We start from the raw sequence: 10,152 nt of genomic DNA on the forward strand, positions 1-10,152 counted from the left end.
GGGCGGGGTCACCCCTGGCGAGGCCGCCCGGGGTGGGTCACTGGACGGTGACGTCGAACGGACCGGCGATGCCGCCCTCGCTGGACTTGATCCAGACCCGGCCCGGGTTGGCGGGCGGGGGCGCCAGGCGGAGCTCCCACTCGCCACCGACCTCGGGAGCGACCAGGGCCGTGACCGGGGCCGTCGCGCCGGCGATCGCCGTACCCGGTGCGGTGCCGGCGGTGTTGGACCGGTACACCGTGATCGTGACCGGCTGGCCGGCCCCGTTGGTCACCATCGAGGCGCTGCCGCCGAGGCGGAACTCATTGCCCGTCCGGTAGGCGGCCAGCTCGATGGTGACGGCGTCCCCGGTGACGGTCGCGTCCACGTTGGCGGAGTTGGCCGAGTACGTGGTGGCGGCCGGCGTCCTGGAGGCGACCCGGAACCGGTAGCGCTGCCCGTCGGCGTTCTTCGGCAGGTTGGTGATCTCCGCGCTCGGCGTGGTCACGACCTTGTCGAACTGGGCCGCCCGCGTGACGGTCGCGGTGGAGCCCGTGCCGGCCACGGTCCAGACCTGGACGCGGTAGTCCGTGGCGTCCTGGACGGCGGTCCAGCTCAGGTTGACCGCGCCCTGCGGGGCCGTGGCACTCGGACCCGCCGGCACGACGCTGTCGACCGTGACGCCCTGCGGGATCGCGGCCGCGGCGGCCGGAGCCGGGGAGGCCACACCCTCGAGCCGGGTGATGTTCCCCGCCGCGTCGAAGGCCGCCAGCTTGATCGTGGTGTTGGCCGTGGTGACCGGGATGGTCTCGCCGGCCTTCAGCAGCTTGGCGGTGGCCGACGGCATGTCGGCCAGCGTCGGGTCGCTGCCGTCGGTCGTGTAGTAGACGTCGCCGTCACTGGTCACCGAGACCGTCCGGGTCTGCACCGCGGTGGCGCTCAGGGTCGGGGTGGTGGTCAGCGTCGGCGGCGTGGTGTCCACCGTTCCTGGCGTGCCCGGGGTGCTGCCGGGGTTGGCCGGCGCGAACGCCTCGCTCATCCGGGGGCCGGCCAGCGACCGGACCTCGATGTCGTACTGCTTGGCCGGGTCCAGCGTCAGGTTCGCGCTCGTCGCGGTGGCGCCGAGGCGGACACCGGTCTGCACGCGCGGCGTGCCGGCCGGGGCGTTCGCGGCGGCCGCCTCGATCGCCACGACGCTGTAGCCGGTGACGGCCTGGGCGTCGGGAACGGCCGCCGCCGGGGTCCAGTTCACCGCCATCTGGGCCGGGTTGGTCGCGTTCCGCACCGCCGAGAACGAGCCGGCCGGCGCCACGGCGTCGACGGGACCGGCCGGGCACCCGCCCATGCCGGGGCCGCCGAGCTCGCCGAACTCGGCGATGGTCAGGCCCTGCCGGTTGCCGGCGGTGTCCTGCACCTGCCAGGACATGAACCGCTCGCCGCCGCCGGTCGCCACCATCTCCGCGACCGTCGCGGCGTCCGCACCGGTGAAGGTGTAGGTCGCGGTGAAGGTGTTGGCGGCGTCGTTGATGGCGAGGCTGGACGTGTAGCCGGTGTCCCCGGTACCGCCCGGCACCGCGCGGACGTCCCGGCGGCCGACCGAGGTGTCCTTGAGGTCGGGGTTGATGACCCGCTGCTCCACCTGGGACAGGTTCACGCCGTCCTTGATGTATCCGGTGACGGTCACGGTGTTGCCGCTGCGGACGGCACTGGCGTCGACGGCGGCGTCCTGGACGATCGTGTCGCCGAGCACGGTGTCACCGAACCGGATCCGCACCATGTCGCCGGCGCGGATGTCCGGGGTCACCTGGAGGTCCGGGCCGGCCCCGGCGCCCCAGCAGGCACCGCCGGGGTGGTTCACCTCGAAGGCGACGTCACCGGCCGCGACCACGGACTGCGCCGAGCCGACGACGACGCCGCCGCGGAGCACCTCGAGGGTCGCGGTCTGGCCGACGCGATTCTGGAAGCCCTCGACGGTGACGAAGTCGCGGTTGGGGAAGACCACGATGTTGTGCGGGGCCGGGGGCGGTGCCGCGCCGGCCGGCTGGGCCAGGAAGAGCCCGCCGGTCGCCGAGGCGATCGCCAGCGCGCTGCTGAGGACGACGCGGCCTGCGCGCTTCGTGGATCGGGGCAGTCGCGACGCGGAAGGAGCTGTGGCTCCGGATCCGCCCCCGCGACCGCCGATGTGGGTCGGTCGTGACTGACTCATGGTGGTCTCCGCTGTCCGCGAATGCCCCGATCGGGTGATCGAAGCCGTGCGGAGACAGTCGCGTGGCGGGGTGGGGGGAAGGCAGCCGTGAGGAGGGGGGCGTAGGACCCCCAATCCGGGGGCGACTTCCGGAACGAGCTGGTCCGCTAGGGTTGGGGGCACGCCCGAGGGCCCGCCACCTCGCGGTGACGGGCCCTCGGGTCGTGCAGGTGTCCAGTTCGTGCGGCCTCCCGGCCGGGCCCGCTGCGGGCCCGGCCGGGACGGCGTCAGCGGGCCTCGACCGTGAAAGGCCCCTCGACGTCACCGTTGCTGGACATGATGTAGATCACGCCCAGGTTGGTCGCCGGAGCCGGGTCGAGGGTGGTGTTCCAGGCACCCACGCCGGTCTCGTCGAGCCCGCCGGGTGCGTGCGCTCAGGAGCAGTCGCGACGCGGAAGGGCCGCAGCTCCACGTCCGCTTCCGCGACCGCCCGCGAGGGGTCGTGCTGTGGTCATGGGGACTCTCCGCAGTCGTCCAACCCTGACCCCGGTCGGGCGACCGAGATCTGTGCGGAGGAAGGGTCGTCGGGCGGCGCGTTCGCGGGCAGCCGCCGGCAGGGGTGCGCCCGGGCCCCAACCCGAGGTCGCACGAACGGGCGTGCGTGCCCGCTGACCTGCGCGGATCCGCCGGCGGCGGTCAGCCGGCCGGTGCGGGCTCGGCCGGGACCACGAGCACCGGCCGGTGGGCGCAGTGCAGCAGCGCCCGCGGCACGCTGCCGAGCAGCAGCTCGCGGCTGGCGGAGCGACCGCGGCTGCCCACCGCGACCACGGCCGCACGGCGACCGGCGGCGGTCTCGGCGAGCGTGGCGGCGGTGGCGCGGGCGCTGCCCGGCCGGCCCGAGCACGGCACCGTGAGCAGCTCCGCGCCGTCCGGTGCCGCGGGCCCGGGACCGGGACCCGGCTCCGCGACGGCGACCAGCAGCTGCTGCCGGCCGGGGAACAGCGCCGCCGCGGCGTCGATCGCCCGCCGCGCGCCGGCCGAGCCGTCCGTGCCGACCAGCACCGGTCCCGAGGCGGCCGCCGCCCACTCCTCGGTGGTCAGTGGGTGGGGGACGACGAGCACCGGCACCGGGCTCACGTGCACGACCAGCTCGGACACGCTGCCCAGGGAGGCGCGCACCCCGCCGAGCCCGCGGGAGCCCACGACGACCAGGTCGGCGCCGAGCTCCTCCGCCGTCCGGGCGAACTGGTACCCGTCCCCGCCGAAGGTGCGCTTGACCAGTCCGTCGGCCTCCCAGCCGGCGGCGCGCGCCAGCTTGACGCCGTTGCCGGCCATCCGCTCGGCCTCGGCCCGACCCTCCTTCTCCAGGAGGTCACCGAGGGCCTGCAGGCCCGAGGCCCGCCCGGCCAGCCGCTGGCGCAGCTCCGGGGAGGTGAACGGCGGCTCCCACAGGTTGAGGATCGAGGCACGGGCCGACGGCACCAGGGTGGCGGCCGCCTCGATGGCGTTGACCGCGCTGGGGGAGCCGTCGTAGCCGACGAGCACGCGCAGGGTCCGGACGGCGGGGTCAGGGGCGCTCATGACCCCATCCTCTCGGCAGGGGCCGACGTCGTGCGACCGGCGCGTCATGGGGTAGGCAGGACGCGGCCGCCCCGTCCGGGGGCCGGTGCCGCGAGACGGAGGCTGCGCAGATGGACGAGCAGGGCTGGACCGCGGTGGTCGAGGCCGCCATCCGGGCGCCGTCGATCCACAACACCCAGCCCTGGCGGTTCACCGCCCGCGCGGACCGGCTGGAGGTGTACCTCGACCCCGACCGGGCGCTGCCGGTCCTCGACCCCGGCGGCCGGCAGCAGGTGATCAGCTGCGGGGTGGCCGTCGAGTTCGCCGCGGTCGCGCTGCGGGCCGCGGGCCACGCCGGTGAGGTGGAGCTGCTGCCCGGCGCCGACCGCGACCACCTGGCCACCGTGCGGCTCGGTGCGCCGCGCGAGGTGACGGCGGAGGACCGCGCGCTCGCCGGGGCGATCGGCCGGCGGCACACCGAGCGTGCCCCGTTCCGGCCGCGGGCGCTCCCCGCCGGGCTGGTCGACCGGCTGCAGGCCGAGGCCGGCCGGCTGGGCGTGTGGGTCAAGCCCATCACCGAGTCGGAGGAGGAGGTCGCCACCGTCTTCCTCATCTCCCGCGCCGAGGAGATGGAGCAGCGAAACCCCGAGTACGTGGCCGAGCTGCAGCGCTGGCTGCGCACCGACCCCGGCGCGACGGACGGCGTCCCCGTCGACGCCGTCCCGAGCGAGGACCCGGCCACCCGGCCGTCCAACTGGCTGATCCGCGACTTCGTCGTCGGCACCCGCGAGCCGCACGGGCGCTTCCTGCCGGAGGCGGACGCCGGCGCGCCGCCGCCGGCGGTCGAGCGGCCCACCGTCGTCCTGCTGGGCACCACGAGCGATGACCGGGCGGCGTGGTTGCTGGCCGGGCAGGCGCTGGGCCGGGTGCTGCTGCAGGCGACCGCCGAGGGGGTGGCCGCCTCGCCGCTCACCCAGGCGCTGGACTGGCCGTCCACCCGGACGCGGCTGCGCAGCCGGCTGTCGCTGGTCGGCTACCCGCAGATGCTGCTGCGCATGGGGTACCCGTCGGCCGAGGCGGCGCCGCACTCCGGCCGGCGTCCGGTCACCGACGTGCTGCGCGTCGAGCCCACCGGCTGACCGCGGTTCACTCGCGGCGCTGCGTGCGGGCCCAGGGGTCCTCGGGGTCGAAGTCCTCGTCGGGCTCCTCGGCCTGCGCCGGCCCGGGCGGGCGGACCCCGGCCTCCAGGGCCGCGTCGCGTTCGCGGGCCCGGTCGGCCCGCTCCGCCCGCTCCCGCTCGCGGAGCTCGCGCCGGGTGGGCCGGTCGTCGGCCACCGGCCGCCCGGCCAGCCGCCACAGCCCGGCGCCGGCCAGCGCCAGCCCGATCGGCAGCACGTAGGCCGCGGCCCGTTCGGTGCCGCCCTCGCCGAGGTGGCCGGTGATGCCGGCGACGAAGAACACCGTCATCGCCGTGCCGACCAGGCCGAGCACGGCCAGCCCCGTCCCCAGGACCTCCGACCGGGGCCGGACGGCGTAGGCGAGGGCGATCAGCGCCAGCCCGCCGCCCACCAGGTACAGGCCGGCGCCCGCCTCGTGCAGCGCGTCCTGCCCGCCCTGGGGGAACACCCCGACCAGCGCGACCCCGACCGCCGCCGCGGTGAGGAACACCGGCGCCAGCCGCCCGCCGGTGCCGGCCAGAGCGGGGCGCAGCAGCACCGCACCGGCGCCGATGAGCAGCCCCTGCGCGATGAAGGAGGCGTTCATCAGCACGTGCGCCGGCGAACCGGCCGCACCGAGGGCGCTGACCAGGTCGTCGGCCCGGGAGTAGCCGTCGGCCTGCAGCGCGGCGACGGCCTCGACGACGAAGAACTGCAGGGTCAGCAGCCAGGCGAGCGCGCCCCAGCGGTACCGGGAGGGAGTCACGCCCGCCATCGTCCCAGGCCGGTCAGGCGCCCTCGGGCAGCCGGGCGAGGACGGCGGCGAACTCGGCGGCCGCCAGCCACGACGGGTTGCTGCCGGCCGGCATCCGCAGCACCTCGGCGCCGGCGGCGGCGGGGTCGGCGAGCAGCTCGGCCCGCGGCACGGGCGAGGGGAGCCGGGTGAGCCGGACGGCGACCACCGGACCGTCGGCCTGCTCCTCGGGCCCACCCGACAGCCGGCCGAGGGCGTGCACCCCGGGGTCGGTGCGGCCGCTCACCCACAGCAGGCACTTCTGCCCGGGGCGCATGAGCTCCAGCCGGTAGGAGCGGCGCACGCAGCGGGTGAGCTCCCGGGTGCCGCCGACCGGCCAGCCGGGGTCGATCGCCTCCGGCGGCCGGGTCGACTTCAGCACCCAGCAGGCGACGTCGCCCACCGACAGGCGGGGCACCCGGGCCGCCAGGTGCACCGCTCAGTCGGTCGCGGCGTGCTGTTCGGCCCCCGCGGGATCGGCGTCGTCGGAGTCGACCAGCTGCCGCTCCTGCTCGGTGCGGTGCTGCAGCTCGTCGTCGTTCGGTCGCGGATCGGCCTTGCCGTGCGCCTGGCGGTCCCGCGGGGCGGACTCCGTGGTCTCCATGACGTCGTCGAGGGTGGGGCGGTCGGGCTCGCTCATGTCGGTGCTCCGCTTCGTCGCAGGATGTCTCGTCACGGGGAGCCATAGCCAGGGAGCCCGGGCCGTAACCCGGTCGTCAGCGTTGTTCGAGCTGCGCCGCCGGCACCCACGCCTCGACCAGCACGGGACCGTGCGGCCCCGCGACCGCGTAGGTGACCCGGCCGAGCCAGCCGCCGTCGGCCTGCCGCCACTCGACCAGCAGCCCCGGCCACACGCCGGGTGCCCCCGGCGGGTCGTGCACCCAGCAGTGCCGGCCCCGGCCCTCCGCCCGGCGGCTCGTGGCCGCCGGGCGGAACGGCTCGGGCGCCGGCGGCGTCACCCCCGACCGGGCGGCCCGCTCACCGAGGGAACCGCCCGACCGTCCTGGGTGCATGCCGCCGGCCATGGGCAGAGTCTGGCACGCTGATCGAACACCCGTTCGACCGACGCGACCCTCAGTCGCGCCGGGCGGCGCCCTCGGCGAGGGTGCGGGCCACCGTCTGCACCAGCGGGTGCTCCGGCAGGTCCTCGACGAGGACCGGCAGCGGCAGCGACCAGTTCGGACGGTCGGTGGTGCCGGGCATGTTGGGCCGGCGACGCTCGGCGACGGCGTCCTCCAGCGTCGCCGACAGCAGCAGGGACGGCGCCTGCGCGAGCAGCTCGTGCGCGCGCTCCACCGCCGTCTCCGGGGTGGCGTTCTCCCGGACGCCGGAGATCCTGGTCAGGAGCGACCGCCGGCCACGCTCGAGCTCCTCGTCGCTCCCGGTGCCGCGCTCGCGCTGCTCGTCGACGTCGGCACCGGTCCACAGGCCGGCCACCGTGGGCAGGTCGTGGGTGGTGATGGCGGCCATCGCCTCGGCCGGCCAGGTGGCGGGGGCGTCCTCCTCGAACCACAGCAGCCGGTAGCTGAGGACGCCGTGCTCGGCCATCGCCTCGCGGACGCCCTCCTCCACGGTGCCGAGGTCCTCGCCGACGACGACGGCCTGCGCGCGGGCGCTCTCCAGCGCGACGATGTCGAGCAGGTCCTCGGCCGGGTACCGGACGTAGGCGCCGTCCGCGGCGCTCCCGCCCGACGGCACCCACCACAGCCGGAACAGGCCCATGACGTGGTCGATGCGCAGCCCACCGGCGCCGGCCATCGTGGCGCGGATCGACTGGATGAACGGTTCGTAGTCCGCCGCGCGCAGCTGCCACGGGATCAGCGGCGGCGAGCCCCAGTCCTGGCCCTGGGAGTTGAAGGCGTCCGGGGGCGCGCCCACGCTCGCCCCGGTGGCCAGCACGTCCTGCCAGGTCCAGGCGTCCGCGCCGCCGCCGGCGACCCCGATCGGGAGGTCCTGGATGACGGTCATGCCCTCGGTGGCGGCCGACAGCTGCAGGTGCAGCGCCCACTGCAGCCAGGCGTGGAAGGCGACGTCGCGCTCGTGCTCGGAGACGAACGCGCCCACGGCCGGGTTGCGCGGGTCGCGCAGCTCCTCGGGCCAGGTGTGCCAGTCGGGTCCGTGCACGTCGGCGAGGGCGCACCAGGTGGCCCAGTCCTGCAGCGGCTGACCCTCGTGCCACCACCAGTCGGGGAAGGCGGGGTCGTCGCGGCCGGTGGCGTCGAAGACCCGGCGGAGCACCTCGCGCTTGCGCGCCCAGATCGCGTCCCGGTCGATCAGCTCGCCGTCGCCGAGGGCCCGCCCGGCGTCGTCCTCCAGGTCCACGGCACCGGCGCCGGGTACCTCGGACACCCGCAGGTAGACCGGGTTCCGGAAGCGCCGGGTGGCCGGGAGGTAGGGACTGGCCTCCTGCCCCGCCGTCGGGGCGACGGCGTGCAGCGGGTTGATGAGGACGAAGCCGGCACCCTGCCCGGCGGCCATCTCCCGGACGGCGCGCAGGTCGGCGAGGTCGCCGATGCCCCAGCTGGCGCGGCTGCGGGTGGCGTAGAGCTGCACCGCCCAACCCCAGGCGCGGTCGGCCGGCAGCCAGCAGCGGCCGGGGGAGACGATCAGCCGCCGGCGCGGCCCCCCGGGCTCCTGCAGCCAGTGGTAGCCCAGCGGGAAGTCCTCGGGCAGCTCGCCGTCGACCTGCCGGACGGTCCCGTCCTCGCAGGTCACCTCGGCCTCGTCGACCTCGAGGGCGTCCCCGGGCCGGGCGACGATCGGCGCGCGCTCGTCGAGGTCGGCCGGCGGCGTGCCGATCACCTCCCGCAGCCGCTCGATGGTGGCCGGGTCGACCCGGTGTTCCTCGTCGAGGGCGTCGACCCAGCTGGCATCGATGCCCCACTCGTCGGTGGGTGGCGTGCGCGTCACCCCCCGATCCTCCCCAGCCGGGGCGGTGCCCACACCGCAGCGCCACAGTGGTGCCGGTCTCGTCCTTGACCCTCCAGCGGCTGGAGGATGCATCGTCGCCGCATGACCGAGGACGGACGGCTCGCCATCGGGCAGCTCGCCCACCGGCTCGGCGTCCCCGTGCGGACGGTGCGCTTCTGGTCCGACGAGGGCCTGGTCGACCCGCCGTCCCGCTCGGCCGGCGGCTACCGGCTCTACGACGCGGACGCCGTCGCCCGGCTGGACCTCGTCCGGACCCTGCGCGAGCTGGGGCTGGGCCTGGCGGCCATCCGCGAGCTGCTCGCCCGCCGGCGCACGGTGGCCGAGGTGGCGGCCGAGCACGTCCGCGCGCTGGACGCCGAGATCCGCCTGCTGCGCCTGCGCCGCACCCTGCTGCGGTTCGTGGCGACGGCGGGCACCACGACGGAGGAGATGAGGATCGTGCACGACCTGGGCACCCTGTCCGCCCGCGAGCGGCAGCAGCTGATCGACGAGTTCGTCGAGCGGGCCTTCGCCGGGCTGCCCGACGACGCCCCGGGCGCCGGCATCGCGGCCGGCATGCGCACGCTGCCCGCCGAACTGCCCGAGGAGCCGACGCCGGAGCAGGTCGGCGCCTGGCTGGAGCTGGCGCGGCTGGTGGCCGACCCCTCCTTCGCCGACCGGGTGCGGGAGATGGCAGTGGCCGGTGCGGGCGCGACGCCGGAGGAGCCGGACACCCTCGGGGCCGACGCCGGCCGCATGGTGTCGCTGGGCCGCCGGGGGCTCGACGGGGGCGTCGTGCCGGGCACGCGGGCGGCCGAGGCGCTGGTGGCGGAGTGGCTGGGCGACGTGTCTCCTGCCCGGCGGGCCGAGCTCGCCGACCGGCTGGCCACCTTCACCGACGCTCGGGTCGAGCGCTACTGGCAGCTGCTGGGGGTGCTCAACGGCTGGCCGCCCTTCGAGCCCTCGGTCCCGGCCGTCGAGTGGTGGATCGCCGCCCTCCGCGCGGTCAACTGATCCGTCGTGAACCGGCCGTCCCGCCCGCCCGGCGGGGGCATCCGCCCTGGACGCGACTTTCCGCGCCGGGAGTCCGGGATGGCCGGGCCCGTCGGGGACCGTCTGGGACGGGACCTTCCGCGCCGAGAGTCCGTCTTGGACCCATTCCTCCTCCCACCCGTTCCGGGTTCTGACGGCGGCCGTCCGTTGTTGGGCCCGGACTTTCGGCGCCGAAAGGCCGTCCTGGACCCACCTCACCTCCCACCCGTTCCGGCGCCCGGCGGCCGGCGTCCCTCCTTGGGACCGGACTTTCGGCGCGGAAAGTCCGGGAGGGAGCCGGGCCTGTCGGGCCGCGGTGCCCACCGTGTGACTGGTCCCGCCGCGCCGACCGACTCCCGGATCGTCTTTCCCGGAGTTCGTGCGTCTGTGCTGGTGAGAGGCCCAGAAAGTGTCGTACCCCGGTCTTGGGTTGGGGTCGTGTTCAGCGGGAGTGGGTTCGGGGTCGGCCTGAGGGTCGCCGAGCTCGCGCTGCCCGACCAGTGGCCGGCCGATCGGGTGCCGGTGCAGCTGGCCGA

The 10,152-nt window shown here is 76.1% G+C and carries 9 protein-coding genes; 2 read left to right on the plus strand and 7 right to left on the minus strand.

Features of this window, described 5'->3' with window-relative positions:
* Positions 1–37: 37 nt before the first annotated feature.
* Positions 38–2,185: a chitobiase/beta-hexosaminidase C-terminal domain-containing protein gene (locus MY520_RS23390; protein WP_436695000.1), complete on the minus strand. Its 2,148-nt coding sequence runs from the start codon at positions 2,183–2,185 to the stop codon at positions 38–40.
* Between the two features lie 675 nt (positions 2,186–2,860).
* The gene (locus tag MY520_RS23395; RefSeq protein WP_436695002.1) at positions 2,861–3,745 is read right to left on the minus strand and encodes a universal stress protein; all 885 of its coding nucleotides are present in this window, start codon (positions 3,743–3,745) and stop codon (positions 2,861–2,863) included.
* 110 nt (positions 3,746–3,855) lie between these two features.
* On the opposite strand from MY520_RS23395, the gene MY520_RS23400 reads away from it, so the two are divergent.
* Positions 3,856–4,863: an Acg family FMN-binding oxidoreductase gene (locus MY520_RS23400; RefSeq protein WP_436695004.1), complete on the plus strand. Its 1,008-nt coding sequence runs from the start codon at positions 3,856–3,858 to the stop codon at positions 4,861–4,863.
* 7 nt (positions 4,864–4,870) lie between these two features.
* Here MY520_RS23400 and MY520_RS23405 read toward each other — a convergent pair whose 3' ends face one another.
* The 5 genes from MY520_RS23405 to malQ form a co-directional block, all read right to left on the minus strand.
* Positions 4,871–5,656, minus strand: a complete 786-nt coding sequence (locus MY520_RS23405) for a DUF998 domain-containing protein (protein WP_436695006.1) — start codon at positions 5,654–5,656, stop codon at positions 4,871–4,873.
* Between the two features lie 13 nt (positions 5,657–5,669).
* Positions 5,670–6,110: a hypothetical protein gene (locus MY520_RS23410; protein WP_436695008.1), complete on the minus strand. Its 441-nt coding sequence runs from the start codon at positions 6,108–6,110 to the stop codon at positions 5,670–5,672.
* 3 nt (positions 6,111–6,113) lie between these two features.
* Positions 6,114–6,314, minus strand: a complete 201-nt coding sequence (locus MY520_RS23415) for a hypothetical protein (protein WP_436695009.1) — start codon at positions 6,312–6,314, stop codon at positions 6,114–6,116.
* A gap of 76 nt (positions 6,315–6,390) precedes the next feature.
* A complete protein-coding gene (locus MY520_RS23420; RefSeq protein WP_436695011.1) occupies positions 6,391–6,699 on the minus strand; it encodes a hypothetical protein in 309 nt (102 codons plus the stop codon).
* A gap of 49 nt (positions 6,700–6,748) precedes the next feature.
* Positions 6,749–8,584 (minus strand): 4-alpha-glucanotransferase, encoded by a 1,836-nt coding sequence (gene malQ, locus MY520_RS23425; protein WP_436695012.1) that lies wholly within the window; start codon positions 8,582–8,584, stop codon positions 6,749–6,751.
* 102 nt (positions 8,585–8,686) lie between these two features.
* On the opposite strand from malQ, the gene MY520_RS23430 reads away from it, so the two are divergent.
* Complete coding sequence (locus MY520_RS23430; RefSeq protein WP_436695014.1) at positions 8,687–9,598, plus strand: MerR family transcriptional regulator; 912 nt, start codon at positions 8,687–8,689, stop codon at positions 9,596–9,598.
* The last annotated feature ends 554 nt before the right edge of the window (positions 9,599–10,152 follow it).

It is taken from the genome of Geodermatophilus sp. CPCC 205506, assembly GCF_051383635.1.
Classification (GTDB): Bacteria; Actinomycetota; Actinomycetes; order Mycobacteriales; family Geodermatophilaceae; genus Geodermatophilus.